Consider the following 26,460-nt stretch of genomic DNA (forward strand, 5'->3'; position numbering starts at 1 on the left):
TGTTTTGGTTTATGGAAACTTTATGGCGAGATCTGGGTCACTGTCAAGGGGGTTGCGTAACGCGGCGCACATCTGGGGGCGAGGCCGGGAAATTCCACGGTGAACCCGCCGGCGACCGGTCAAGGACAGGGCGAACGGCGGATTGCGTTGAGGCATCCGGCCCGTGACGCCCGCCGGATCATGCGGCAAGCGGGCGACCATCGCGCGCACCGCGGGCACCACGACGCCCCTTCACCCACCCTTTGGCGCCGCGGAGCACTTTTCCGCATCGCAGAAGGCAGGCACTCCGCCTGACGGAAAACCAGTGGTCAATAGTTATCGGCATCCGGAGAAATTCGCCCCGTGGGACGTTGCGGTACCCCGCTGCTGTCCAGGGTGGGGACCGCGGCGATATTCAGGCGATCCTGTCCGAACGCATGAAGCCATACCGGAACCGTGAACTACCACCGCAGCAAGGTTGAAGCCGGTCGCATGCGGCCCTAACCGCCCAGCCGCGCTCAGGCCAACCAGCGCTGGGCTTGGTCCGCCGCCGAAGGGCCGCCACCCTCGGGGCGCAGCACCGGCAGCACCCCGGGCGGCACCGGCTGGTGGCCGTGGGTGCGCTGCAGGGCTGCGGCCACCACGTCGTACACCGAATGCCGCTGTGCGTACGCCTGGCGCTGGAAATGGGCGCCGCTGCCGTGGCGCAGGATCCCCTGCACCACCTGGCGCACCTGATCCAGCTCACCGAGCTCCTCGAGCACCGGGCGCACCGCGCGCAGCAGCCCGGCCACCACCTCGGCGGCCGGGGCCGGGGTGCCGCTGGCCGGGTCGACCAGCGCACCGCCCACCCCTGCCCGGCTGGCCTGAAAGCTCCACAGCCGCAGTTCGGCGGCCGGCACCTGCACCGGCGGCCGCTGGGTGTCGCGGGCCGCGGTTTCCACCAGGGCGCGCACCAGGGTGGCGATCACCGCCGCGTGGGCCGGGTCAAGGCAGACGTCGGTGATGCGCACCTCCACGGTGGGCTGGTGCTCGCACACCCGCACGTCGAAGTACAGCATCCCGGCATCCAGCGGCACCCCGGTCCTCAGCAGCGCCCGCTGGTGGCGTTCATAGTCCTGCACGGAGCCGAACACCTCGCTGGGCCCGGAGGTGGGCCAGCGCGACCACACCTGGTAGCGGTAGGAGCCGTACCCCGAGTCCTGGCCCGCCCAGAACGGGGAGTTCGCGCTCAGCGCCAGCAGGGTGGGCAGCCAGATGCGGATCCGGTCCACCACCGCCACGGCCTCCTCGGGCGAATCGATCTCCACGTGCACATGGAAACCGTTGGTCAGCTGCTCATCGGCGGTGATGCCGAACAATTCCTCCATCTTGCGGAAGCGGGGCTCGGGCACCAGGTGGGAGACCAGGCGTTGCGGCGGCACCGGCAGCGCCACCACCTGCCCGCCCACATTCGCGGCGGCGCTGGCCGCCAGGGCGCGTCCGGTGCGGATCGCCTCCAGCTGCCCGGCCAGGCTCGTCTGCGGCGGACACACGATCTCCAGCTGTTCCTGCTTCAGCTCCACGGTCAACTGGTGTCCCGTTGCGGCCGTGCCGGGCGCCGAAGCCACGGCCTGATCGGCCGCCGCCAGCGGCTCCAGCGTGAGCCCGTCGACCAGCAGCAGTTCTTCCTCCACACCAAATGTGCGCATCAGCCGGCCCTCCCCTTCTTGCTTGACGATGCCGCCCGGCTTCCCGCGCCGCGCGGGCCCGAACCGTCCGGAAGGCCATGGCTTTGGCCTGCCGCGTCCCTGGCCGGCAACCGCCACGACCAGCAGGAGACCTGATGGCATCTTGGTGCAGTGAACACTATTAGCGGCCCCGCCATCCGTGGGGTTTTCCCCAAAAATCTCAGGTCATATCCAGCCGACTGGCCTTGCGCATCGCTCACCGGCTACCGCTGAAGGCGGCCTTCCCCGCTGCCGGAAGCACACGTGCAGAACGTCCTCCCACGGCTTTCCCCATCTGGTTGTGGTCGGGGTCATAGTGTCGGTGGGGGTTGGGATGATGGGGTATGGGCAGAAAAGAGATCGTCGATTCCGGGCATGGCGTCCACCGGTTACCGCTCCTGCCCAGCGCTTGGGACCACTGGGCGTCAGCATCAGCGTTGGCGTCAGCATCAGCGTTGGCGTCAGCAGTTGCATCAGCCTGAGCGTCCGCACCGGACTCAGCATCAGCGTTGGCGTCAGCAGTTGCATCAGCCTGAGCGTCCGCACCGGACTCAGCATCAGCCTGAGCATCAGCGTTGGCGTCAGCATCAGCATCAGCCTGAGCGTCCGCACCGGACTCAGCATCAGCCTGAGCATCAGCGTTGGCGTCAGCATCAGCATCAGCCTGAGCGTCCGCACCGGACTCAGCATCAGCCTGAGCATCAGCGTTGGCGTCAGCATCAGCATCAGCCTGAGCGTCCGCACCGGACTCAGCATCAGCCTGAGCATCAGCGTTGGCGTCAGCATCAGCATCAGCCTGAGCGTCCGCACCGGACTCAGCATCAGCCTGAGCATCAGCGTTGGCGTCAGCATCAGCATCAGCCTGAGCGTCCGCACCGGACTCAGCATCAGCCTGAGCATCAGAGTTGGCATCAGCAGTTACATCAGCATCGGCATTGGCGTCAATATCAGCCGCGGAATCGTCATCAACAGTGAAGGACACAGAGTCCTCACTGCTGCCATCCGTTGCGGTAACGGTGTGCGAACCAGCTGGTACATCTGGGAAAGAGGCAGCCCAAGTTCCGTTATCTTCAACCGTCACCTTTTGAGGAGCATTACCGTTGAGCGCAACGTCGAGTTCAATACCTGGTTGGCCGGTTCCGGTGACTTCAAGATCCCCCACAGGTACTGTTGAATCGGCGGTCGGCGTCAAGATTTCGACTGGAGCAATTTCGTCCGCCGCACGAACTTCCGAACGGCCCAGCGAAATCTTGTTCGCTTGAGTGCCCAGCGAGGGGAGCAAGGTCACGGACAGAGCCGTGACAAAGTCTGCATCTTCTGTGGAATCAGAACCCGAGTTCGGATCGTCGATTGTGGTCTTGCCCTGCTCGTTCAGCGTAACCTCGACGATTTCATTCAATACGCCCGCAAGCACGGGCTCAAGTGGCTTCGTTACCCCATCGACGACACCTGTAATAGTTCCAGCGAGTCCGTCAACCACCGGGTTGAGGACGGGACCGATGGCACCTCTAACAACACCAACTACGCCCTTTACGAGTGGTGTTACTAGCTCTCCGAGGTTCAGTCCAAGGAGTTTCAAATCCACGGTCGTGATCGGTTCGGTGTCAACAAGACCCAGGAAGCTAGCAACACTTCCTCGAATATTTGCAGTCCCCTTGACCAATGGCAAAGCAAGTCGCGCCTCCAAGCCAAGGTCTACAACGATATCAATTTCATCAAGTGCTGCTACGAGTGTGTCACGCAGGTCAGTCACAAGACTGGACAGAGCCACTGTAACTTCGTCTGTGATTTCCTGAACTGCACCAGCACTGAGAAGTTCGTAGTTGGCCGATTTTCCGTTGAGCCCGATCCCGCCGGTCGTTATCTTGGACAGATCAACCGAAATATCTCCCGTGCCCAGGTTAATTGATACCAAACCATTGCCTGAAGTTATGACACCTTGAAGTACATCGCTCTTCACCTGATCGAGCGCACCATCCACGCCGTCCAGAGCTACCTTCGAGTCAGTGATGCCAACCCGAGCCAACGGAAGCAGATCAATGTCAATAGCTTTAAGACCCGAAGTAATCGTTCCCAAGACTCCGTCTGATGACAGCGTCGTATTCAGCGTCGAACCTAGTCCATCAACCACTTCACCAAGCGAAGTGGTCAGCCCTTCCACTGCAGGGCTGCTGATCGTGGCTTCGGCGCCTGCGACCAAATACTCTGTTTTCAAGGACCCGCTAGTCTTTTCAGCAGTTGAGCCCAGAGCGCCGATCTCCAGTGAAGCTTCGTCGATCAGTTCGTCAGTCAGATTACTGACTTGAAGCTGATCAAGTAGCCGTGTCAAATCCATGTTTGCCATCATCGCGTCTGAGCCCTCGACGTCGAGCGCAATGCTGCCATTCGAGCTGACGGCGCCTGACCCGGCTTTGGCACTGTTAGCAGAAGAGGCTTCTGCGTAGGAGTTGACCAATCCTGCTTGGCCCAGTTGCAATAGCCCAGATCCCGCCTCGCCGATTAGCGGAAGCTGAAGACCTCCTCCCAGATCCAATTTCAAAGCATCCAATGCGCTCACGTTCAATGGTGCATGTTTTGCATCGGGTGAGCTGGGGTTTCCGGAATATGCGAAGCCTGCATCTGCGACCGGAATCGACAGCAAGTTCACGTCGATAGTACGCCCCAGCGCCTCCGATGAATCGTTCGGTGCTGCATAGGCAGCAGTCACGCATGGTGCGATGAACAGGCTTGCCACTACAGCGCCGGCCAGAACCCGACGCGCAGCGCGAGGCGCCACACCCTTCTTCGCAGGCGGCAATTGAGTCTCTTGCACCGCGGTCCTCTCAGTTTGTCAATGATCGTCAGGGCAATAGGCATGCCCCTTATTGACCCTAGGCGTGACGTCTAGAGTCATTCAGGTTTCTTTCAGCTATTTCTTGACCCTCTAAGGTCATACTTTCTATCTGGGTAGCTAATCATTCTCGCCATCGAGATAAACTGACGAGTAACTTAATTTTCCAATAGGGCATATTCGCGGCATTTGGACCAGTAGGCCGCGAATCAAAAGCAGCTTGCTGATCTAAGTTGGTGGCCGACTGAGTATTTAACAATTGCGGAAAAGTTATTTTCTCTAGCCGTTCAGTCATACAATGATTCTGGTTGCAGCACAGAAACACGCAGGGACGTGAGGGGCGAGTTGTTGCAGGCATGAGTTGACGCAAGCAAAGCCAAGGATTCCCAATGCGTGAAATTAGAGTCCATCTCGCCGACAGCGATCATTTTTCCCGTGCCGGGATTATAGGAGCAATAAACGCAGAACAAGATATCGTCATTGAGCAGACAGCGGGTTCAATGGCGGAGGCCCTGGAGAATGCGTCACAGAAAAAGCCCCACATTGTACTTCTGGAAACTTCGCTGTCCGGGGAAAGCCTTTTCAGGTCAATCCGAAAGCTAGTATCCGCAGCGCCGGAAAGCAAAGTAGTGGTTTTGGCTCCAAGGTACAGCCGTAACGAAGTGTCGCAAGCCTATGATGCAGGTAGCTCCGGAATCATTTCCAAAAGTTCTATTAGCACGGAGCTACCAAGCGCGCTCCGCATGGTAGCGGCCGGGTATCAGCTGTTCGCTCCCCCAAGTGATGGCTGGGATTTCCGACTCCGCTCAGAAAAAAACTTCGAAGACCAAGCAATAATTCAGAAATTAGGAGACAGAGACCGTCGTTTGGTCACCCTTGTTGCTGGAGGTCTAACGAACTCTCATATCGCACGCTCCATGCATCTAAGTGAAGGCTCCGTAAAACTCCACTTAGCCCGGATCATGGACGTGCTTTCTGTGTCGAACAGGGTACAACTGGCGGTCATCGCCGCCGAGACAGGACTAGTGACATCTGCTGATTTGAAAACCGCTTGACTGTCAGTAAACGGTTCTGAGCTGGCTGGCGGGAACCCACATCTGCTCCCCGTCCCGCTCAATCTTTCGCCATGCACCCTGGCGAGCGGTGACGACCACTGCGGTGTCCGCCTGCAGGATGCGCACCAGCGGGTAATGGTCTCCCGGTCCTCGGCGGCCGTTGAGGCTGATCGTTGTCAAGGCCCTCTGCTGGGGCACCGAAATCAGTCCATCACGCGGCGGCCGTTGCGGCAGGGTTTGCAGGTACATGCTCGGCACCCAGCCTTGGGAATCTCCCCATTGAATCTGCGCCCACAGTCCCTGCTGCAGCATCACCTTGACCTTGGCGCCCTGATCCACGACCTTGATGACGGGATAGCCGGTGCCGCTTCCCTTACGCAGGTTCAGGGTGGCAGTGGTTTGGTGCGTGGCCTCAATCAGGGCGTAGCGCGAGGGGACGGCCGCAGCCCTGGGCTCGGCTGGGGATTGCGACGGTGTACTGACCTGCACGTCGGGGATCTGCTCCAGGTAGGCCGCCGGCAGCCAGCCGTAGAGCCCACGCACATAGACATGCGCCCATGAGCCGCGGATCTCCACGAGGGCCAGCTCCTGGTGTTCCATCAACTGCGTCTGCACCAGGTAGTGCCGCCCGGCTCCCTTGCGCAGCTTCAGCGACGCGGTCGTGCGGTGCGTGAGCGCCACGGCCTGCGGACTGGCCTGCGCACGTGACGGTCTCACCCGATCCACAAACACCTCTGAAACTTAAAAACCTAGGGAAGCAACAATCATTGCTTCCCTAAGTTTATTTCATTAATCAATCGCCCGCGGCGAGTGAGGACTTTTTACTCCGCGGAATCGCGGGAGGCCAGTTCCGCCTCGATTCGCAGCAGGCCGCTGCCGTCATCGCCCACCAAGCGCACGCGGTCCAGGATTTCCCCGACGGTCGCCTCTTCCTCGACCTGCTCGTCGATGAACCAGTGCAGCAGCGGCAGGCAGTCCAGGTCCGCTTCATTCTGGGCCACGCGGTACAGTTCGCGGATGGCGGCCGAGACCTTCTGCTCGTGGGCCAGGGAAGCCGCGAAGGCGTCCTCGACGCTGCGCACGTTCAGGCTCGGGGCGGGCTGCTCACCGATCTTCGGGTGGGCGCCGCGGTCGGCCATGTGCATGATGAACTTCTCGGCGTGCACGATCTCTTCCTGCGACTGGGCGCGGAACCAGTTGGCGATGCCGGGGAAGCTGAGCACTTCCATTTCGGCGGCCAGCTGACGATAGACCGTGGCAGCGGTCAGTTCAAGGGTGATCTGCTGGTTGAAGGCTTCTGCCAGTTTTCCTGTAAGTTCCATGTTTTTACAATAGGCGCATTCGGCGCGCTTGTCACCGAAGTTTAGGCACACTAAGCCGCTGCCGAATTAGCTCACACCAGCGGTCTGACTTGCATTTAGTTGAGGCGTAGCAAAGTTTGGTTTGGCACCCCTACCCCACGGGTCCAGGTGGCCGGAGGGTAGGGGCGCCAGGGCCGTGAGGGGGTTATCCCAATCCGGCCTTGCGCAGCGCCTCGGCCATCGCGGTATTGGCCGGAGCCGATTCCTTGCGCGGCCCCGGCGCCCGGCGGGCGCCGCGTTGGCCCTGGTTGCGCTGGCCGTTTCGCTGCGGATTGCGCTGCCGGGAACCGGCCGGCTGGTCCGGGATGCTCTGCCCGGGCAGCGGGTCATCCAACCGCAGGGTCAAGGAGATGCGCTTGCGGGCGGCGTCGACGTCCAGGACCTTGACCTTCACGATCTGCCCTGAGGTGACGACTTCGCGGGGGTCGGAGATGAACTTGTTGCTCAGCGCCGAGACGTGGATCAGCCCGTCCTGGTGGACCCCGATGTCCACGAACGCGCCGAACGCGGCAACGTTGGAGATCGTGCCCTCCAGGATCATGCCCGGCTTCACGTCGTTGAGGGTTTCCACGCCCTCCTTCAGCGCCGCGGTGACGAACTCCCCGCGCGGGTCGCGTCCGGGACGCTGCAGTTCGGTGATGACGTCGCGGATGGTGGGTTCACCGAACTGTTCGGTGACGAACTCGGCGGGATCCAGTTCGGCCAGCCGGCGGCCGCGCTCCTGGGCACTGTGCTGCAGGGTGCGGGCCAGCGCGTAGGCCTCGGGGTGCACCGCGGAGGCGTCCAGCGGGTCGGTGCCGGACGTGATGCGCAGGAACCCGGCGCACTGTTCGAAGGCCTTGGCGCCCAGGCGCGGCACCTTGAGCAGGTCCTTGCGGGTGGCGAAGGGGCCGTTGGCGTTGCGGTGCTCGACAATGTTGCGGCTGAGCAGCGGCCCGACCCCGGCGACGCGGGAGAGCAGTGCCGGGGAGGCGGTGTTCACATCCACGCCCACCGCGTTCACGCAGTCCTCGACCACCGCGTCCAGGGCACGGTCCAGCTTCGCGGCGCTGACGTCGTGCTGGTACTGGCCCACGCCGATGGACTTGGGGTCGATCTTGACCAGTTCGGCCAGCGGGTCCTGCAGGCGCCGGGCGATCGAGACCGCCCCGCGCAGCGACACGTCCATGCCCGGCAGCTCCTGGCTGGCCAGTTCGGAGGCCGAGTACACCGACGCGCCGGCCTCGGAGACGATCACCTTGGCCGGCTTGGCGCCGGTCAGCTCCTTGATGACGGCGGCGGCCAGCCGGTCGGTTTCCCGCCCGGCGGTGCCGTTGCCCACCGCGATCAGCTCGGTGCCGTGCTTGCGGGCCAGGGCGGTCAGCACCTGCACCGACTGGTCCCACTTGTTGGCCGGGGCGTGCGGGTAGATGGTGGCGGTGTCCACGACCTGCCCGGTGCGGTCCACCACCGCCACCTTCACGCCGGTACGCAGCCCCGGGTCCAGGCCCAGCACGGCCTTGGAACCGGCCGGGGCGGCCAGCAGCACGTCACGCAGGTTCGCGGCAAAAATCTTCACCGATTCGTCCTCGGCGGCCTCGAACAACCGGGTGCGCAGGTCGGATTCGAAGCGGGTCAGCAGCCGGGCCTTCCAGGCCAGGCGGACGGTCTGGGCCAGCCACTTGCCCGCCGGGGCATCGGCGGGGGCGGTGATGCCCAGGCTGCGGGCCACCGCGGCCTCGTAGCCGGAACGGGCCTCGGCCACGGCGGTTACATCGCGCGGATCGGCCTCGGCCAGCTGCAGGTTCAGCACCCCGTCGCGTTCCCCGCGCAGCAGCGCCAGCACCCGGTGGGCCGGCAGCGAGTCCATGGGGGCGGCGTAGTCCAGGTAGTCCGCGTACTTGCCCTGCCCCTCGCTTGAGGCGGTGGGGCTGACGCTCGCGCCGATCTTGCCGGTGCTCCACAGCCGTTCGCGCAGCTGCCCGGTCAGCGCCACGTCCTGGGAGACCCGTTCGGTGACGATCGAGCGGGCCCCGGAAAGCACGTCGGTGGGGGTGGCGAAGCCGGCCTCGGCGTTCAGGTAGCGTTCGGCCAGGGCGTCGGGGTCCAGTTGGGGGTCGGCCAACAGCTGCTCGGCGACCGGCTCCAGCCCGGCTTCTCGGGCGATCTGCGCCTTGGTGCGCCGCTTGGACTTGAACGGCAGGTAGATGTCCTCCAGCTCGGCCTTCGTGGTGGCCGCGGCGATGGCGGCGGCCAGCTCGTCGGTGAGCTTGCCCATCTCCTCGATCGCCTGGTGCACCGCGACCCTGCGGTCCTCCATTTCGCGCAGGTAGCGCAACCGCTCCTCGAGCAGGCGCAGCTGGGCGTCGTCCAGCGTACCGGTCACTTCCTTGCGGTAGCGCGCGATGAAGGGCACCGTGGATCCGGAGTCCAGCAGTTCGATGGCCGCCTTGACCTGCCAGGTCTTCACCTGCGTGGTGGCGGAAAGCTCCTCGGCCAGGCGCTGGATAATTCGTTGTTCTGCACTGTTCACCGATCCATTGTGCACCACCGGGTTCACGGCTTGGATGATCGACTCGGCTCTCATTCAGCTGATCCCCAACGTTGCCTATTAAAGTGGTTTTCCATGGGGAAAGAGCACACACGCAAAGTACTGGGTACGGCCGCACTCGCACTGCTGGCCACCGTGGTCACCGGGTGCTCCATGGTCGAGCAGCAGGCCTCTGAGGCCGTGGGGCAACTCACCGATGCCGCGTCCAAGGAGTTCGTGCGCCAGGCCTGCGCGCCGGTACAGGATGGCCAGCTGGAAAACAGTGAGATCAGGGTCCTGACCTCGATGATTGGCGCGATCGACGGAGGCGGCCTGCCGGCCTCAATCATCGATCCGCTCAAGGAGCTGGCCGATCGGGGCGACAGGACGGCGCCCGAAAAAATTGCCAACAGCCTGAAGCAGGCCTGCACCGATGCCGGGGCCTACAGCGGCTAACCGCAAAGACGGCCCACGGGCGCTGGGGCCACCAAAACGGCGGGCCCGGCACCTGCGCGGGACACGGCCGGTGCACCGGCAGTGCCCTGGCTTTTTCCTGCCCTGGCACCGGTGCGGGGCAGGCATGGGGTGTGATCTTTGCCTCGGCACGGCGGCGGGACGAGGATGGAAGCTGCCGGGTGCCGCGCCGCAGACGCTATCCGGTTCCCGGATGCATCCTGGCCTAAACTCGTAGACATGGTCCAGATCCCCACTACTTCCAAAGCGCGGCTGGATGCCTGGCTGTGGGCCGTGCGCATCTACAAGACCCGTTCGGCGGCCACCACCGCGTGCCGGGCCGGGCACGTGAAGCTGAACGGCAGCCCGGTGAAGGCCTCCCAGCAGGTGGTGCCCGGGGACCGGCTGCGGGTGCGCAAGGACGGGTTCGACCGCGAGCTGGAGGTCACCGCCCTGATCACCAAGCGGGTCGGTGCCCCAGTGGCCACCAAGTGCTACATCGACCACACTGCCCCGCGCGAGAAGCTCGTCATCCCGATGGTTCCGGTCCGCGACCGCGGCACCGGCCGGCCCACCAAGAAGGATCGGCGCGAGATGGAGAAGCTGCGCAGCTCCTGGCAGCAGCCCGGCCAGTAGCCGCGCTGCGGCGCGGCCAGCGCAGTTGGGTCAGGACAATTCCAGCGGCGGCACGTCCGCCTCGAAGCCGAACACCTGGGCGTAGAACGCCAGGGAGGCTTCCAATGCGGCGATGATGTTCGCCTCCTGGCGGAACCCGTGCTGTTCCCCGGCAAAGAGCAGGTAGGCGTGCGGGATGCCGCGCCGGGCCAGCTCATCGACGACCACCTGTGACTGGGCCGGGGGCACCACCTTGTCCTCATCGCCCTGCAGCACCAGCACCGGACAGCTGATGTCCTGCAGGTGGTTGATCGGTGCCCGCTGGGCGTAGAGCTCGGCCTCCTGCGGGTAGGGACCGACCAGGGAGAACATGTACTGGGATTCGAAGTCATGGGTGTCGGCGACCAGTGCCACCAGGTCGGAGACGCCGTAGCGGCTGATCCCGGCGGTGAACCGGTCCGAGTTGGTCAGCGCCGAGAGCACGGTCCAGCCGCCGGCCGAGCCGCCCTCGATCCCGATCCGGTGCGGGTCGGCGATGCCGCGCTCGATCAGCGCGTCGATCACCGCCACGGTGTCCGCCACGTCCACCACGCCCCACTGCCCGCGCAGCCGGTTGCGGTAGGCGCGTCCGTAGCCGCTGGAGCCGCCGTAGTTCACATCCACCACTCCGATTCCCCGGGAGGTGTAGTAGGCGATGGTGGCCGAAAGGGTGGCGGCGGCCTGCGAGGTCGGCCCGCCGTGCACCATGGTGATGTACGGCGGCTTGTGCCCCTCCGGCCCCCGGTAGCCCTGGTTGCGCGGACGGTAGAGCAGCGCGTGCACCGCTTCCCCTTCGGCGTTGCGGGCCTCCAGCTCCTCCACCTGCGGCAGCTGGTCGGCCGGAGGCAGCTGATCGATGGCCCGGGCCAGCGGGCGCAGGCAGGTCGCACCCCGGGTGGCTGCCTCGTCCCCGGTGGGTGCCTCGTCCCGGGTGCCGCCCGGTGCGTCCCGGCCGTCCACCGCCGCCAGGTCGATCAGGCTGATCTGCTCGCCCTGGGTCATCGAGGAGGTCGCGGCCAGCAGTTGGCGGCCGCGCAGCTGCAGCGGACGGATCCGGGTCACCGGCAGCCGCAGCGGCTGCAGCTGCCCGTCAGCGATGCGCAGCCGGGACAGCCCGGTCAGCCCGGTGCCGTGGCTGACCAGCAGGGTGTTCTCCGATTCCACGGTGTACCAGGTGGTGCCGACCTGCCACAGCGGGCCGGCGAATTCCTCCTCGCGCTGCAGCAGCGGGCGGCTGGTGCCGGCGGCCACGTCGTACAGGTACGGGTTCCACCAGCCCGAGGCGTCGCTGATGAACGCCAGGCGCTGCCCGTCAACCCATTCGGGCTGCAGCACCGAGGTCTGCCCGGAGCCGGCGATCACCCGCTCATCGGCCAGCCCGGCGGTGCGCAGCGAGGTGCCGGTGAGGGCGGCCAGGTGCAGCTCGGTGCCGTCCCAGGGCATGTTCGGGTGCTCCCAGCTGATCCAGGCCAGCTGCCGCGCATCGGGGCTCAGCCGCGGGAAGGCGACGAAGCGGGCCGGTGGGGTCAGCACGTTCAGCGCTGCGCGGTCGGTGGCGGCGCTGGCATCCAGCGGGACCGCCACGATGTGGCGCACCGGTTCGCCACTGAGGTCCTCCATGATCGCCAGCACCGCGTCCCCCGCGGCGGTGGGCACCAGTTCGGCAAAGCGCAGGGTCGGGTTTCCCTGCTCAAGGTTCGGCGGGGTCAGCGCCACCGGTGCCGCGCCGGGTGCGGAAATGAGGTAGAGCCGCTGGTCGGTGAAGTTCGCGAAGACGATGCCCCACCCGTCCGGCTCCGCCCCGGGCAGCAGGACCCAGGAGGCGCCGCCGTATTCGTGCACCCGGGAGCGCACGTTGTACTCGCGCGGGATCAGCTCCTGCCGGCGCTCACCGCTGGCCGCATCGTGGCGCCACAGCGTGATCCGCCCGCCCTGCTCGGGCCGGGCCTGCTGGATGATGACCTCTTCTCCGGCGAAGGCCGCACCGCCCAGCGGCTTGGTGCCGGCCGCCACCTGTGCGGCGCTGATCGAGGACGGCCAGGAACCATGGGGAAGCTGCTTGCTCATGGTTCGATCCTAGGCCATCGTCGTCCCCCGGCTCCTGCCCCGCCCAAGCCCCGCACCGCCCGCTCGACACGCTGGCGATGGTGCGCTTGGATGAAGCCATGACACGCACACGCCAGGAGCAAGCGCGGCCGGATCCGGGCCCGGGAGAACGCGGCGAGCAGGTCCTGCTGCTGCGCGGGATTAACGTCGGCGGGATCAAGCTGCCCATGGCCGAGCTGGCCCGCATCCTGCAGGAGGCCGGGTTCGCCGCGGTGCGTACGGTGCTGGCCACCGGCAACGCGATCCTCACCAGCGAACTGGATCCGCCGGCCACCGGCAGGCGGGCGGAGCAGGCGATCGATGCGCAGTTCGGCCACCGGATCCGCTGTCTGGCCTACCCCGGCCCCGGGTTCGCCGCCTTGGCCACCGGCTTTCCGGTTCAGCCGCCACATGGGAACTACCATCGCTACCTGAGCTTCACCCCCTCCCCCGCCGCGGCCGGCGCGCTGGCCGCGGCGCTGGAGGAACAGCTGGCCTGCCGCGGGCTGCGGGCCGCCGAACCGTTCGCCGTGCACGGCCCGGCCCTTGGCTGGGTGGCCGAACGCGGCACCAGCACCAGTGACCCGCTGGCCCAGGCGCTGCAGCGCCTGGCCCCCACCCACCTGCACACCACCCGGAACCTGAACACGGTCCAGCGCATGGCCCGGATTCTGCGGGCGCCGGAACACGACGCATAATGGGTAGCGTTCGGGGCGCGCGAAGCCGCGCCCACCGTGTCGAAGGGGAGCCCACCAACCCATGATGCCCACCATGGTCCTGGCCGTTGAGCTGATCGGCACGTTCTTCTTCGCGATCGCCGGGTCACTGGTGGCGGTGCGCCGCGGCTTTGACATCATCGGCTCGGTGTTCCTGGCCGGGGTCGGAGGCCTGGGCGGGGGCATCGTGCGCGATCTGATCCTCAGCGACACCCCGGCCACGTTCAGCAACCCGGTCTACTTCATCCCGGTCGTGCTCAGTGCCGTGCTGGTGTACCTGTTCACCCCGGCGGTCAAGAAGCTGCACCGCCTGGTGCTGGTGTTCGACGCCGGCGGGCTGGGACTGTTCTGCATCACCGGCACGCTAAAGGCCCTGGACTACGGGATGAACCCGGTCTCCTCGGTGCTGTTGGGGGTGAGCACCGCGGTGGGCGGCGGGCTGATGCGCGATGTCATTGCCAACGTCACCCCGGAACTGTTCAACCCGCGCGACCTCTACGCGGTTCCGGCGATCGCCGGGGCGGGGCTGACCTCGCTGAGCTGGACGCTGGGCTGGTTCTCCACCACGCTGGGGATCATCACCGCGGTGCTGGTGATCGCCACCCGGCTGGCGGCGATCAAGTACGGCTGGCGGGTGCCGCTGGCGGCCGGGCACTGGCACCGCCAGCCGGCCGCGCCCCCTGGGGACGGGCCGCAGCGCAACTACTAGGCCGCCTGCCGCCGCTTGCGCCGGCCCGGGTCAGTCGATGCGCTCGAGCTTGCCCAGGTCCTCGGCCCCGGGGATGGTGTCCTCGATGGCTCGCGGCGGGTTGATCATGACCGCCCCGGCCAGCATCACCACGATGCACCCGCCGAGCATCGCAAAGGCCGCGCCCCAGGAATCGGTCGCCTTCTGCACCACACCGAAGAGCATCGGCACCACGGCCGCCCCGGCATACCCCAGCCCCTGGGCGAAGCCGGACAGCACGCCCGAACCGTAGGTGGTGCGCGAGCGCAGGTTCATCATCAGCAGTGCGATCGCAAACGTGCCCTGGCCCAGGCCGGCCAGCGCCACCCACACGGCGGTGTTGTTCGTCGGGGACAGGTAGATACCCAGGTGCCCGCCGATCCAGCAGGCGGTGAACACGCCCACCGCCACGATCGGGTGCTTCAGCCGCGGCACCCACAGCGGCACCAGCAGGCTGACCGGCAGGCCCAGGATCGCAAACAGCGCCAGCATCGAACCGGAGGTGCCCTCGCTCAGGCCCATCGCGGTCAGGTAGGGCGGCAGCCAGGTGAAGTAGACGTAGGTCTGGGCGGAGTTGCCGGCCAGGTAGATCGCCAGCCCCCAGGCCACCTTGGACTTCCAGGGGTTCAGCTTCAGCCCCGGCGCACTGCCGCCGGCCAGCGGCGCGGGCATGTCCGGGCGCGCAACCTTGCGGTCGGCGATCAGCTGCAGCAGCCAGGGCAGCAGCACCACGGCGGAGAGCAGCGCCCACGAGCCGATGGACAGCTGCCAGGTGGAGGCGTTGGCCAGCGGGACCGAGAACTGCGGGGCCACCCAGGTGCCCACGGCCAGCAGGGTCACATACCCGCTGGTGACCACGCCGATGTGGTCCGGGAAGTACTTCTTCACCAGCGGCGGCAGCACCACGTTGCCCATGCCGTAGCCGGCCAGCGCGACGATCGACAGCCCCAGGAAGAGGTACACGTCCGAAACCCAGGGGCGGATCACCTGTCCGACGATGGCCAGCAGCACCGAGACCACCAAGGTGCGCTCCAGGCCCCAGGCACGGATCAGCCGCGGGGTGAGCAGCCCGAAGACCGCGAAGGCGATGGGGGCCAGCATGGCCAGCAGCCCGGTGGTGAATTCGGTGAACGCGACGTTCTCGGAGATCCGCTGCAGCAGCGGCGGCACGGAGACCACCGCCGCACGCAGTGACAGGGCCATGAGCAGGATGCCCAGCAACGCCCCGATGCGGCCCTTGAGGGGCGTGGTGCCCTGTCGTTGATTCATGTGCTCCCTCAGCAGACCGTCATTGGTTGAAATCACCCAACTTTTTCAGTTTCGGCACCAACTCTAGTAACTGAGCCAGCCGTGCATCAAAATCCGAGTCGTGCCACCATGCCGGGCGTCCGGCGTGGGCGTAGATCCCCTCGCCGATGAGCATGATCGCCTGGGCCACGGTCGGGTCCCCGACCTCGCCCAGGATCAGTTCGTACCAGTCCTGGCTGATGCGCTGCAGGCTCTGGGCCGCGGCGTCCACCCCCGCCTGCGCCAGGCGTTCCACGGCCAGCAGGTAGCGGTCGAATTCGGTGCCCAGTTCCGCCGAGGTGCGCACGAAGTACACCGAGATGCCCTCCGGGGCCCGACTCATTAGTTCACAATCCTGCGCCGCCAGCTCCTCACAGGCGCCGATGACCGCCTGGGCCAGCGCCTCCTTGGAGGCGAAGTGGTAGAGCAGCCCGCCCTTGGAGACCTCGGCCCGGGCGGCGGTGGCGTCCATGGTCGCGGCCCGCTCCCCCTCGTCGCACAGCAGCGCGACGTAGGCGTCGAGGATCTTGGCTTTGGCCAGTGGTGGACGGGCCATGGATTTACCTCCCAATGGCGGTGATGAAGCAGACAACACCTCCGATTGTAACAATACCGTCCAGACGGTACAGTAATGGGGGTGGGCTACTCCCTACCCACTTTCCCTTCGTTCACAGATGGATTGACCATGACTTCACCAACTACCGGAACCCTGCCGCGCGTCTTGACCCCGCGCCGCCGCTGGGCGGCACTGGTGGTGCTGCTGTTCCCGGTACTGCTGGTCTCGGTGGATAACACCGTGCTGTCCTTCGCGGTACCGGCGATCTCCGCTGCACTGCAACCCACGGGCAACCAGCTGCTGTGGATCATCGACATCTATCCGCTGATCCTGGCCGGCCTGCTGGTCCCCATGGGCTCGCTGGGCGATCGCATCGGGCGGCGCAAGGTGCTGCTCACCGGCGCGGTCGGCTTCGCCCTGGTCTCCGGGCTGGCCGCCTTCGCCACCGACGCCGGGCAGTTGATTGCCGCGCGCACCCTGCTGGGCGTCTTCGGCGCCATGCTCATGCCCGCCACGCTCTCCCTGCTGCGCAACATCTTCAGCGACCCGATGGAACGGCGCACCGCGATCGCCATCTGGGCCGCCGCGTTCTCCGGCGGCGCCGTGCTCGGGCCGGTGATCGGTGGGATCCTGCTGGAGCACTTCTGGTGGGGTTCGGTGTTCTTCCTGGCCGTGCCGATGCTGCTGCCGCTGCTGGTTGGCGGGCTGATCCTGCTACCCGAATCCCGGGACCCGAACCCGGGCAAGGTCGACCCGATCTCCATCGTGCTGATCATCATGGCGCTGCTGCCCTTCGTCTACGGGATCAAGTCGATCAGCTCCGGGCCCTGGTACGTCCCGGTCGCCGCGATCACCATCGGGGTGGTCAGCGCCGTCGCGTTCGTGCGGCGTCAGCTGACGCGCAGCATCCCGATGCTGGACGTGCGCCTGTTCGGCAACCGGGTGTTCTCCGGGGCGCTGGCGGTGAACCTGATCGGCGTGTTCTCGCTGGTCGGCTTCATCTACTTCGTCTCCCAGCACCTGCAGCTGATCTCCGGGCTCACTCCCTTTGAGGCCGGGGTGTGGATGACCCCAGGCCTGGTGCTGACCATGGTGTTCGGGCTGCTGGCGGTGCGCTTCTCGGCCCGCTACGGGACCTCGAACGTCATGATCGCCGGACTGGTGCTCAGCGCACTGGCCTACGCCGTGGTGGTCCTCGCCGGGGCCTCGGGCAGTGACACCTGGCTGATGGTGGCCTTCTGCCTGCTCGGACTCGGGGTGGGGATGAGTGAAACCCTGTCCAACGACCTGGTGCTCTCCGAAGTGCCGGCCGCCAAGGCCGGGGCGGCCTCGGCGATCTCCGAAACCGCCTACGAGGTCGGCTCGGTGCTGGGCACCGCGGTACTGGGTACGATCCTGAACGGGATCTACGCCTCCAGCCTCATGGTCCCCTCCTCGCTCAGCGAGCAGCAGGCCGAGGCCGCCACCCAGACGCTCTCCGGGGCGCACACCGTGGCCGAGCAGCTGGACCCGGCCGCCTCGCAAACCCTGCTGCAGGCCGCGGCCGCCGCGTTCGACCACGGCGTGCTGGTCACCGCGTCCCTGGCGGCATTGCTGGCACTGGTGGCCGCGATCGTGGTTGGAAGGGTCGTCAAGCCCCTCGCAAGGTAACCATTGGTCGATTCTTTACCAAAATCTAGATTAATTCGGGCGAAGTTATTCAGTTAGGCCCGTAGACCACGTAGGCTAGGACATGTAGTTTCAAAGTAATTCGCGAAGTACCCTTTAGAAGCTTGCAGACGTCAACACGTTGAATGTCAGGCAACCTTTCTAGACGTGAAGTGAATGACCTGGCTGCTTCGCACAATCGGCCGGCGGAACTCCCAGCGGGAGAGCCTTCGACGGTTTGCGTGGAAACAACCATTTCCGCCACGAGGTGTGGCGGGATTACGTCTGAAAGGACCAAGGAATAAATGGCAACTGGAATCGTGAAATGGTTCAACGCTGAAAAGGGCTTCGGCTTCATCGCTCCGGACAGCGGCGATCCGGACGTCTTCGCACACTTCTCCGCCATCCAGACCCAGGGCTTCCGCACCCTGGACGAGGGCCAGAAGGTTGAGTTCGAGGTTGTCGAGGGCCCGAAGGGCCTGCAGGCAGCTGACATTCGCGCTCTCTAAAGGCGAAACGGCTACACGCCAAGCTTGAACGGTGCCGAACCGGGACTTTCCCGGTTCGGCACCGTTTTTTGTGAGCCTTTCCTCGCCCTCGGACTGTCTCACGACGGAATACCGTGGGTCCCATCGTGGTTGGCACCACTGTGAAGCTTTCCATTCTTGATCTTGCCCCGGTGGCACCGGACTCCACGGTTGCCGACTCCTTCAAATCCTCGGTACGCCTGGCCCAGATGGCCGAACGCGCGAACTACGAACGCATCTGGTACGCCGAACACCACAACATGGCGACCATCGCATCCTCGGCCACGGCGGTCCTCATCAGCCACATCGCCCACCACACCAACCGGATCCGGCTGGGGTCCGGCGGCATCATGCTTCCCAACCACTCCCCGCTGGTGATCGCCGAGCAGTTCGGGACGCTGGCCGAAATCTTCGGGGACCGCATCGACCTGGGTTTGGGCCGGGCCCCAGGCACCGACCCGGTCACTCTCCGTGCGCTGCGCCGTGAACCAAACGCGGCCGACACCTTCCCGCACGACGTGCTGGAGCTGCAGGCCTACCTGGCCGATGAATCGCGCATCCCCACCGTCCGGGCGATTCCCGGGGCCGGCACCCGGGTGCCGCTGTACATCCTGGGCTCCTCGCTGTTCGGCGCGAAGCTGGCCGCGCAGCTGGGCCTGCCCTATTCCTTCGCTTCCCACTTCGCCCCGGATGCCCTGCACCAGGCGGTGCAGCTGTACCGGGACGAGTTCACCCCTTCCGAGCAGCTGGACAAGCCCTACGTCATTGCCGGGGTCGGGGTCCTGGCCGCCGACAGCACCCAGCGCGCCCACGAGTTGATGGAACAGGCCAAGCGCCAGCGGGTGGCCTCCTTCCTGGGCCGCAATCGGGAGGAACCGTTCACCGAGGCTGAAATCAACATGCTCATGGGCACTGCCCCCGCCGCCCAGGTCCTGGACATGATGCGCTACACCGCGGTCGGCGCGCCCTCCGACGTCGCCGAATACCTGGAGCATTTCGCCAAGGCCAGCCAGGCCGACGAGCTGATCACCGTGCACTACCCGCTGCAGGAATCCGAACGCCTGGATTCGGTGTGGCTCACCGCGCAGGCCGTCGGCCTGGCCGCCAACGCCTAGCAACACCACGACCCCGCCCCCATGCCGGCGCCGGCACCTCCGCTCGGGCGTCGGCATGGCCGGCGGGTGGAATCAAAAAATGCCCCGCAACGGGGCATTTTGCGTTGTCTGGAGGTCCGCCGCGGCGGAATACCGCGCAAGGTGGCTCAGGCGCTTAGCCGCACCCAGCGCCGTACTGCCATGAACAGTGCCACGATCAAGGTCACGGTCAGCAGACCCTCCACGCCGATGTAGGCGTAGTGCCACAGCGACCCGCCCTCGAAGTTTCCGGCCAGCACCGCGTCGGTGCGGCGGGACAGGCCCGGTCGGATGGCCACGGTCTTGATCAGCAGCCACAGCCCGCTCAACCCCAGCACGGTCCACCAGGAGCGGTCCACGCCGCGCCGAACGCTGGCGGCCAGCCAGGCCAGGAACAGGACGATCTCCACCACGTTCATCGCCGCGAAAACCAGTCGGCCAATACCCAGCCCGAGCGGAATGGTGATGCCCGGGGCGGTGAACTTCAGCGGCGCCTCGATGAAGGAGATCCCGATGATCAGCCCCAGCCAGATGGCCGGGACCAGGAGCCGGGTGGCCACGGCCCATCGGGCGGCGGTGCTGGGTCGGGTGGCGCAATCGGTGTGGGACAAGGCGTTCATGCCTTCCACTCTACGCCGCGCCGGCAGCCCGGTGCCGCCGGGCGCCTGTGGGGCTAGCGGGTGGCACCGGTCCGCGCGGCGCGGGTGGAACGCACCGAGGCGATCCCCAGCCCCAGGGCCATCAGCACGCAGCCAATCAGGAACACCTGGATGCTGGCCTGCAGGCCAAAGTGCCCGGCCGCCCATCCCAGGCCGATGACCGGAATGGTGCTGCCCAGGTAGGTGACCACGTAGATCGCCGAGACCGTGCTGGCGTGCTCGGAGGGTGCCACCGCGTCCACGGCGGCGGAAAAGGCGGCACGGAACGCCAGCCCCTGCCCCAGCCCGATCACGATCATCGCCAGCACCACGACGGGCAGCAGCGCCGCCTCCAACCCGAGCAGCAGGGCCCCCATCCCGGCGGCCATCAGCAGCAGCGCCACCGTTTGCAGGTGCCGGCCGCGGATCTGGGTCAGCTGCACCAGGGCGGAGACGCCCAACGCCAGCCCGGCCAGCGCCCCGATCACCGGAAGCCAGGAAATGGCGAAGATCTCGGCCAGATAACCCGGGGCCAGGGAAAGAATGAAGCCGAAGATCGCAAAACTGAGGAAACCGGTCAGCGCGGCCAGCCAGAATTCACCGCGCGCCCCGGAGGGCACGCTGGCCACGCGTGGCGCCAGCGCCCGGCCCCGGGTGCCCGGTGCGGCCACGGCGATGGCCGGGCGGGCCCGCACCAGCAGCAGGGGCACGAGCAGCAGCACCAGCGCCACGGCCTGGACGGTGAAGGCGGTGCCCAGCCCGCCGGGCAACAGGGCCAACAGCCCACCGATGACCGGTCCGACCGCCACCCCGCCGGAAGAGGCCAGCAGGGTGAAGCGCGAGGCCCATTCGGGCTTGCTGGGCAGCAGTTCGCGCAGTGCCGCGGCGCTGGCCCCGGTGGCCAGGGCGACCGAGGCCCCCTGCAGCCCGCGTCCGGCGCACAACCCCAGCAGGTCATCGGCGGTCCCGAAGACCAGCGTGCCGGCCAGGCCAATCAGCACGGCCAACAGCAGCGCGGCGCGGCGGCCGATGTGGTCGGACCAGTGCCCGACCGTGACCAAAAAGACGATGAGTGCCATCACGTAGCTGGCGAAGGCGACCGAGGTGCCCATCGGCCCCAGGCCCAGCGACTGCTGCAGCCCCGGGTAGAGTGGGGTGGCCAGGTTGGCGCCGCACAGCAGCACAAAGATCACCAGCCCGGAGAGCACCAGGCGGGTGCGCGGCGTGGCGTCCCACCGGTCGTAGCTGGCTGCCGTGCCGGGACGCATCCTCAGCTCACTGATCACCGACATCGCCGACCCGCCTTTCTGGTGTCCGCCAGCCACCGGACGTGGCGGCGTGCTGGTCCCCTGCCGATCAACAGGGGTGGAAGAGATTGAGCATTCTGCTTCGAGATGGCTACGCGAATAGCCTGTTCCTTCACTAATATGGAATACTTCAAAGCATTGCATCGCCAATTGACGGTTCCATTGAGCAAAACATCCAAAAATTGGCGGATCGGGAGAGTACGGAGAGTAGTTTTGGTGCGTTTGGACGACGTGGACGTGAAGATCTTGCTGGCCATGATCGCGGATCCACGGATCCAGATTTCCGAGCTGGCCGATCAGGTGGGCATCGCCCGCAACACCGCCCAGTCCCGGATGCGCCGGCTGCTGCGGGCCGGGGTGCTGCGCGACGGCGGACGCGACATCGACCTGGCGGGCCTGGGCTACGACGTGCTGGCCTTCGTGACCCTGGAGGTGATGCACCGCGACATTGATGCGGTCATCTCCGCGCTGCGCGGGATCCCGAACATCCTGGAGGTCCATGAGATCTCCGGCAACGGCGATCTGTGGCTGCGCCTGGCCGCCATGGACACCCATCAGCTGCAGTCGGCGCTGCGCCAGATCCTGCGCATCCGCGGTGTGAACCGCTCGGAGACCACGTTCGCGCTGCACACCCACCTGTCCTACCGCTGCGCCCCGCTGCTGGAGCAGTACCGCCAGGACCACGGCTAGGCTTCCGCCGCCTGGGCCCAAATCACTGCCGCAGAAACACACCGATTTCAAGACTTCCTCTGGCTACCTCCACGCCCTAGGCTGGAGATACCAAGTAGCCACGAGGGGTGTTCCCCGGCTGAGGCAGGATACTCCTCGACAACCGAAGGAGTACGTCATGAGCCGCGACATGGAACCCGGGGACTTCGCCCCGCAGTACGGCAACGATCTGTACGAGCCCGACGACGGACGCGATTCGCAGGCCTATGAGGGCTCCAGCGACATGCCCGAAACCATGCGCAACATCGACCCGCTGGCCCAGCGCGGTTACCTGCTCGACGACGACCTCGAAGAGGACTCGGACCTGGATAACGAGTTCACGGACGAAGACGATGCGGAAGAGGACGACGACGAGGACGAGGAGGACGACGTCCCGGTCGAGGACCTGGAAGAGGCCTAACACCTCGCAGAAGCGTCCTTTCGCCCCTTCCGGGTTCCGCCCCGAGCGGGGGCGGCAAACCCGTGGTGCAACGCGCCCGGCTCCGCCCGGGATAGACGGCAGGGTAGGTTCCGGCCGCTTCCCGGCGCCCGCGTGTCCCGCACCAGCTGCGCCAGGAAGCGGATGGGCCTCCCGCTCCCCACGCCGTGGGGCACGGCCGTTGCCCGCTTCCCGCGCGGACCCCACGCGTCTCTTGTCTTGCACCGGCCCGGGGAACAACACCGCCTAGACTGGGATGCGTGATAAATCCGGTTCACCTGCGCACCCTGCTTGAAGTCATCGCCCATCGCTCCTTTGCCACGGCCGCTGCCCGGTTGGGCTACACCGCCAGCGCCGTGTCACAGCAGATGACCGCCCTGGAGCGCGCCGCAGGAACCACGCTGTTCCTGCGCGGGGCGCGTTCGATCACCCCCACCCCGGCCGCACTGCGCATGGTGCGCCACGCCAAGCGGGTGCTGACGGACATCGACGCGCTGATGGCCGACGTGGCCACCGCGGAGGCGGACACCAGCGAACGCGAGGAAATCCGGGTGGGAATCTTCCCCTCCCTGGCCGCCTACGCGCTGCCGCAGCTGCTGGCGGCCGAGGACTGGCCCGCGCTAGGCATCAACCTGCGGCTGTGGATCGGCGAACCCCAGCAGACCGTGGCGGGCCTGGGGGCCGGCGGGGACCTGGATTTGGCGCTGATCTTCCAGGTCGGGCCCGGCGGGCTGAGCTGGCCGGCGAACCTCTCGCGCACCTGGCTGGGCGATGACCAGTTCCGCGTGGTGATCCCCGCCTCCTGGCCGATGTCCGATGACTCCACCCTCAGCCTGGACCAGCTGGCCCAGTGGCCATGGATCATGCACCATCCCGGCGCATCCGATGCAACGCTGATTGCCCGGCTCTTCGCCTCCTACAACATCCACCCGCAGGTGGCCGCGTACTGCGACGACTTCGAGGCCTCGCTGAACCTGGTGGCCGCCGGCTTCGGCGCCGCCCTGGTCCCGGATTTGGCGATGGCCCGCGCCCCGGAGGGACTGCGCCTGGTCGATGCGCCCGAGATCCGCCTGGCCCGTTCCATCTTTGCGCTGATGCCCGACCAGGCCGCCAAGCCCAAGGCCAGCCTGGTGCTTGACCGGCTGGCGCAGGTGCTGGACCGCCACCCGACCGTGCGCTGATCCGCCCCGGCACGCCGGACGGCTGCCGGGGACCGGCCGCGGATCCGGCGCAAACCGGCAATCCTTGGCATACTCGGTGGTGGGCCCGCCCCGGCGGCACTGGCCCCGGACCAAACACAGCAACGATGACAAGGAGCACCGTGAGCGAACTGGTGGTTTCACGAACCCTCGGACCGATAGGACACCTGGAGCTGAACCGGCCGGAAAAGCTCAACGCACTGAACCTTGAGATGCTCAGCGAGCTGGATGTGGTGCTGCGCCGCTGGGCCGATGACCCGCAGATCCAGCTGGTGGTGCTCACCGGCCGCGGCGAGCGCGGGTTCTGCGCCGGCGGGGACATTGCCGCCTTCCACCAGGCCGTGACCAGCGGGGACCACAGCGCCTTCCTGCAGCTGCTGGAGCTGGAGTTCAGGATCGACCATTTCCTCTCGGTCTATCCCAAGCCGGTGCTGAGCATCGCCCACGGCATCACCATGGGCGGCGGGATTGGGCTGGCCAGCCACGCCCCGGTGCGGGTGGTGACCAGTGATGCGCGCATGGGCATGCCCGAGGCCCGCATCGGCTACACCCCGGACGTGGGCGGCAGCCACCTGCTGGCCATGGCTCCGGGACACTTCGGCGAGTACTTCGCGATGACCGCCTCCAGCTTCACCGGGGCCGACGCCCCGTTCCTGGGGTTCGCCGACGTGGTCATCGACCCGCAGACCGCTGCCGGGCTGCTCGATGAGCTCGATGACCTGGTGGGTCTGGAACCGGCGCAGCTGATCTCCGCGCTGGAGCTGCTGCACGGTTCGGTGCCGGCCAGCGCGCTGCAGGCCGAACAGGGCTGGATCGACCACGCCTTCTCCGCCGGCACCGCCGAGCAGGTGCTGCAGCGGCTGGATGAGATGGTGCACCCGAAGGCCGCCGAGGCGGCCACCGCGATCCGGGTGAACTCCCCCACCAGTGTCACCAGCGCATTCCTGGCGGTGCGCCGTGCCCGTGAGGAGGCGCTGCTGCGCGGGGCCCTGGACCGGGAGCTGCGCCTGGCCGACTACCTGATGTACCTGCCGGACCTGGCCGAGGGCATCCGCGCCCAGGTGATCGACAAGGACCGCAACCCGGCCTGGGAGCCGGACACGCTGGCTGCGGTGGACACCGCCAGGCTGGCCGAAGTGGTCCAGGGACCCTAGCTGCCCTGGTGCTGCATCTTGCCCGGCTTGCCTTCCGGCCGGGTGACATCCTGGTGCACCGGCTTGACCACCTGCCGGTCCTTCGGCTCGATGCGCGGGGCGGGCACGGTGTTCGGGTGCCCCGGCTGGCCGGCCGGCGGCATCAGGACCACCGCGTGCGGGGTGCCGAACCGAAGCGGCGCGTGCTCGCCAAAGTGATCCGAATCCGCCTCCTCCCAGTCCTCACGCCAGGTGGTGGGCGTGTCCTCCAGCAGCTCGCCGGGGCGCAGCCAGTGGAACAGCGAGGCGTAGGAGCGGGTGCTCTGCAGGTTCACCCGGCGCCGCAGCATCCGGGTGTTCAGCTGGTCCGGGCTGGTCAGCCCCATGGAGGCCATGATCTGGTTGGCCTCGGTCACCGTCAGCCGGTGGTAGTTGTACACCCGGTTGCCCTTGTCGTCCACCACCAGGGCGCGCATCCGGCGCTTGTCCTGCGTCGCCACCCCCACCGGGCAGGTGTTGGTGTGGCACTTCTGGGCCTGGATGCAGCCGGTGGCCATCATCATTGACCGGGCCGCGAAGCAGAAATCCGCGCCCTGGATCAGCCGCTTGACGATGTCATTGCCGTTGGCGATCTTCCCCGCGGCCGCCACCCGCACCTCCGAGCGCAGCCCGGTGCCCATCAACGCGTTGTGCACCAGCATCAGCCCCTCCGTCAGCGGGGTGCCCACGGTGTCCTCGTACTCCAGCGGCGCCGCCCCGGTGCCGCCCTCGGCCCCGTCCACGGTGATGAAATCGACCAGGGTGCCGGTCTCCAGCATCGCCTTGCAGATGGCCAGCACGTCGGTGCGCGAACCGACGCACAGCTTGATGCCCACCGGCTTGCCGCCGGAGAGTTCACGCAGCCGGGTGACGAAGGCCAGCATCTCGCGCGGGGTGGAGAATTCGGGGTGGCTGGCCGGGGAGATGCAGTCCTCCCCCTCGGGCACGCCGCGGGCCTCGGCGATTTCCGCGGACACCTTCGCGCCGGGAAGCACGCCGCCCAGCCCGGGCTTGGCGCCCTGGGAAAGCTTAATGGTGATGCCCTTGACCTTTTCATGGGCGGCCTTGCGGGCGAAGACCTCCGGGTTGAAGCGGCCCTCACTGGTGCGGCAGCCGAAGTAGCCCGAACCCAGTTCCCAGAACAGGTCCGCCCCGTATTCCAGGTGGTACTTGGTCAGCCCGCCCTCACCGGTTTCATGTACGAAGTCACCCATCGCGGCGCCCTTGTTCATGGCCAGCACCGCGTTCTTGGACAGGGCACCAAAGCTCATCGAGGAGATGTTCAGCAGCGAGATGTCGTACGGGGCGCTGCACTGGGAGGAACCCACACGCACCTTGTGCTGGTCCGAGACCGCGGCGGCCGGCGCGGTGGAGTGCAGCAGGTATTCGTAGCCGACCGCGTTCACCTCCCGTTCGGTGCCGAAGGCCTTGTGGCTGTCCGCGCCCTTGGCCCGGGCGTAAATCAGCGAACGGGTGTCCCGGTCAAAGGGCTTGCCGTCGGTATTCCGCTCAATGAAGTACTGCTGCAGTTCCGGGCGAATGAACTCGAAGAAGAACCGAAAGTGGCCCAGGATTGGGTAGTTGCGCAGGATCGCGTGGCGGGTCTGCAGCAGGTCGTGGATCCCCACCCCCAGCAGCACCGCACAGAAGGCGGCCAGCACCAGCCAGGCGGCGCTGCCCAGCGCGGAGGCGAAGATTGCGGCCACTGCGGCGGCCGTGGTGATCACTATCAGGAAGATCAGAATGAAAAACCGTGCCATGGCCCGAGC

General features: G+C 66.4%; 23 protein-coding genes. 12 read left to right on the top strand and 11 right to left on the bottom strand.

Features of this window, described 5'->3' with window-relative positions; all coding sequences use genetic code 11:
• Positions 1-497 precede the first annotated feature (497 nt).
• Both GcLGCM259_RS13820 and GcLGCM259_RS13825 read right to left on the bottom strand, forming a co-directional pair.
• Complete coding sequence (locus GcLGCM259_RS13820; protein WP_138926974.1) at positions 498-1,670, bottom strand: carboxylate-amine ligase; 1,173 nt, start codon at positions 1,668-1,670, stop codon at positions 498-500.
• A 235-nt stretch (positions 1,671-1,905) separates the two neighbouring features.
• Entirely contained in the window at positions 1,906-4,395 is a 2,490-nt protein-coding gene (locus GcLGCM259_RS13825; protein ID WP_175419453.1) for a choice-of-anchor G family protein, read from the bottom strand.
• A 512-nt stretch (positions 4,396-4,907) separates the two neighbouring features.
• Between GcLGCM259_RS13825 and GcLGCM259_RS13830 the strand changes: the two genes are divergently transcribed.
• On the top strand, positions 4,908-5,573 hold the full coding sequence (locus tag GcLGCM259_RS13830) for a response regulator transcription factor (RefSeq protein WP_138926976.1): 666 nt from the start codon (positions 4,908-4,910) through the stop codon (positions 5,571-5,573).
• Between the two features lie 3 nt (positions 5,574-5,576).
• On the opposite strand, the gene GcLGCM259_RS13835 is transcribed toward GcLGCM259_RS13830, so the two are convergent.
• From GcLGCM259_RS13835 to GcLGCM259_RS13845, 3 genes are all read right to left on the bottom strand, one after another.
• Complete coding sequence (locus GcLGCM259_RS13835; protein ID WP_138926977.1) at positions 5,577-6,254, bottom strand: SH3 domain-containing protein; 678 nt, start codon at positions 6,252-6,254, stop codon at positions 5,577-5,579.
• Positions 6,255-6,394: 140 nt separating this feature from the next.
• A complete protein-coding gene (locus tag GcLGCM259_RS13840) occupies positions 6,395-6,895 on the bottom strand; it encodes a ferritin (protein ID WP_138176110.1) in 501 nt (166 codons plus the stop codon).
• A 184-nt stretch (positions 6,896-7,079) separates the two neighbouring features.
• Positions 7,080-9,500, bottom strand: coding sequence for a Tex family protein (locus GcLGCM259_RS13845; protein ID WP_138926978.1), 2,421 nt, complete (start codon positions 9,498-9,500; stop codon positions 7,080-7,082).
• A gap of 39 nt (positions 9,501-9,539) precedes the next feature.
• Between GcLGCM259_RS13845 and GcLGCM259_RS13850 the strand changes: the two genes are divergently transcribed.
• Both GcLGCM259_RS13850 and GcLGCM259_RS13855 read left to right on the top strand, forming a co-directional pair.
• Positions 9,540-9,899 carry a hypothetical protein gene (locus GcLGCM259_RS13850; protein WP_054821897.1) on the top strand — a complete coding sequence of 120 codons (360 nt, stop codon included), beginning with the start codon at positions 9,540-9,542 and terminating at the stop codon, positions 9,897-9,899.
• Between the two features lie 237 nt (positions 9,900-10,136).
• Positions 10,137-10,532 (top strand): Hsp15 family ribosome-associated heat shock protein, encoded by a 396-nt coding sequence (locus GcLGCM259_RS13855; protein WP_138926979.1) that lies wholly within the window; start codon positions 10,137-10,139, stop codon positions 10,530-10,532.
• 30 nt (positions 10,533-10,562) lie between these two features.
• Here GcLGCM259_RS13855 and GcLGCM259_RS13860 read toward each other — a convergent pair whose 3' ends face one another.
• Positions 10,563-12,617: a S9 family peptidase gene (locus tag GcLGCM259_RS13860; protein WP_138926980.1), complete on the bottom strand. Its 2,055-nt coding sequence runs from the start codon at positions 12,615-12,617 to the stop codon at positions 10,563-10,565.
• A 98-nt stretch (positions 12,618-12,715) separates the two neighbouring features.
• Between GcLGCM259_RS13860 and GcLGCM259_RS13865 the strand changes: the two genes are divergently transcribed.
• Complete coding sequence (locus GcLGCM259_RS13865) at positions 12,716-13,333, top strand: DUF1697 domain-containing protein (protein ID WP_175419454.1); 618 nt, start codon at positions 12,716-12,718, stop codon at positions 13,331-13,333.
• Positions 13,334-13,394: 61 nt separating this feature from the next.
• Positions 13,395-14,060 (top strand): trimeric intracellular cation channel family protein, encoded by a 666-nt coding sequence (locus tag GcLGCM259_RS13870; protein WP_246049621.1) that lies wholly within the window; start codon positions 13,395-13,397, stop codon positions 14,058-14,060.
• 30 nt (positions 14,061-14,090) lie between these two features.
• Here the strand turns inward: GcLGCM259_RS13870 and GcLGCM259_RS13875 are convergent, their stop codons facing one another.
• Complete coding sequence (locus GcLGCM259_RS13875) at positions 14,091-15,347, bottom strand: MFS transporter (protein WP_138926982.1); 1,257 nt, start codon at positions 15,345-15,347, stop codon at positions 14,091-14,093.
• 19 nt (positions 15,348-15,366) lie between these two features.
• Positions 15,367-15,921 carry a TetR/AcrR family transcriptional regulator gene (locus tag GcLGCM259_RS13880; RefSeq protein ID WP_138176098.1) on the bottom strand — a complete coding sequence of 185 codons (555 nt, stop codon included), beginning with the start codon at positions 15,919-15,921 and terminating at the stop codon, positions 15,367-15,369.
• A gap of 129 nt (positions 15,922-16,050) precedes the next feature.
• On the opposite strand from GcLGCM259_RS13880, the gene GcLGCM259_RS13885 reads away from it, so the two are divergent.
• The 3 genes from GcLGCM259_RS13885 to GcLGCM259_RS13895 all read left to right on the top strand — a co-directional run bounded on the left by GcLGCM259_RS13885 (position 16,051) and on the right by GcLGCM259_RS13895 (position 19,210).
• Positions 16,051-17,571 carry an MFS transporter gene (locus GcLGCM259_RS13885; protein WP_138176095.1) on the top strand — a complete coding sequence of 507 codons (1,521 nt, stop codon included), beginning with the start codon at positions 16,051-16,053 and terminating at the stop codon, positions 17,569-17,571.
• Positions 17,572-17,873: 302 nt separating this feature from the next.
• Positions 17,874-18,077, top strand: a complete 204-nt coding sequence (locus GcLGCM259_RS13890) for a cold-shock protein (RefSeq protein WP_013349999.1) — start codon at positions 17,874-17,876, stop codon at positions 18,075-18,077.
• Between the two features lie 125 nt (positions 18,078-18,202).
• A complete protein-coding gene (locus GcLGCM259_RS13895; protein WP_246049622.1) occupies positions 18,203-19,210 on the top strand; it encodes an LLM class flavin-dependent oxidoreductase in 1,008 nt (335 codons plus the stop codon).
• Positions 19,211-19,356: 146 nt separating this feature from the next.
• On the opposite strand, the gene GcLGCM259_RS13900 is transcribed toward GcLGCM259_RS13895, so the two are convergent.
• Entirely contained in the window at positions 19,357-19,848 is a 492-nt protein-coding gene (locus GcLGCM259_RS13900; protein WP_138926983.1) for a hypothetical protein, read from the bottom strand.
• Between the two features lie 53 nt (positions 19,849-19,901).
• The gene (locus GcLGCM259_RS13905; RefSeq protein ID WP_138926984.1) at positions 19,902-21,158 is read right to left on the bottom strand and encodes an MFS transporter; all 1,257 of its coding nucleotides are present in this window, start codon (positions 21,156-21,158) and stop codon (positions 19,902-19,904) included.
• A 270-nt stretch (positions 21,159-21,428) separates the two neighbouring features.
• On the opposite strand from GcLGCM259_RS13905, the gene GcLGCM259_RS13910 reads away from it, so the two are divergent.
• From GcLGCM259_RS13910 to GcLGCM259_RS13925, 4 genes are all read left to right on the top strand, one after another.
• Positions 21,429-21,863: an Lrp/AsnC family transcriptional regulator gene (locus tag GcLGCM259_RS13910; protein ID WP_396278635.1), complete on the top strand. Its 435-nt coding sequence runs from the start codon at positions 21,429-21,431 to the stop codon at positions 21,861-21,863.
• 157 nt (positions 21,864-22,020) lie between these two features.
• Entirely contained in the window at positions 22,021-22,302 is a 282-nt protein-coding gene (locus GcLGCM259_RS13915) for a hypothetical protein (RefSeq protein WP_138926985.1), read from the top strand.
• A 278-nt stretch (positions 22,303-22,580) separates the two neighbouring features.
• Positions 22,581-23,501: a LysR family transcriptional regulator gene (locus GcLGCM259_RS13920; protein ID WP_138176085.1), complete on the top strand. Its 921-nt coding sequence runs from the start codon at positions 22,581-22,583 to the stop codon at positions 23,499-23,501.
• 140 nt (positions 23,502-23,641) lie between these two features.
• Positions 23,642-24,673: an enoyl-CoA hydratase/isomerase family protein gene (locus tag GcLGCM259_RS13925; protein WP_246049624.1), complete on the top strand. Its 1,032-nt coding sequence runs from the start codon at positions 23,642-23,644 to the stop codon at positions 24,671-24,673.
• Here the strand turns inward: GcLGCM259_RS13925 and GcLGCM259_RS13930 are convergent.
• Complete coding sequence (locus GcLGCM259_RS13930; RefSeq protein ID WP_138926987.1) at positions 24,670-26,451, bottom strand: FMN-binding glutamate synthase family protein; 1,782 nt, start codon at positions 26,449-26,451, stop codon at positions 24,670-24,672. The genes GcLGCM259_RS13925 and GcLGCM259_RS13930 overlap by 4 nt on opposite strands.
• Positions 26,452-26,460 lie beyond the last annotated feature (9 nt).

Source organism: Glutamicibacter creatinolyticus, from assembly GCF_006094275.1.
In the GTDB taxonomy this organism is placed as follows: domain Bacteria; phylum Actinomycetota; class Actinomycetes; order Actinomycetales; family Micrococcaceae; genus Glutamicibacter; species Glutamicibacter creatinolyticus.